Here is a 337-nt window from a genome sequence, read left to right as displayed (position 1 = left end):
TAAAGATGCTAAGCCTTGCGGGAGTTGCTATCTCAACTCTGATTTAGGAAACAACGCCTGTACACACCAGTATCGTTGTCGTTGAAAGTTATGTTTCCACACTTGTTATGCTTGGTTACTTCTCTATAAATTGCGCAACTTGATAGGGTGTTTTACCAAGGTTGAAGCTATTTTTCCGTCAGGTATGAGGTACGAATGACTGCTATAAAAACTACTTGTCGATGTTGAATCTCGCATTAGCTGTTATAGGGCTAGCATAATTGTAAAGGTGATCTAGGCTATCGGATTATATTTGTAGCTAATTTTCAGTATGACTCTTTATTACTCAAAAAATCTG

This window comes from Polaribacter sp. 11A2H (genome assembly GCF_011379025.1).
Classification (GTDB): domain Bacteria; phylum Bacteroidota; class Bacteroidia; order Flavobacteriales; family Flavobacteriaceae; genus Polaribacter.
The sequence above is the reverse complement of the archived record's forward strand: the minus strand, read 5'-3'. Positions refer to the sequence as shown.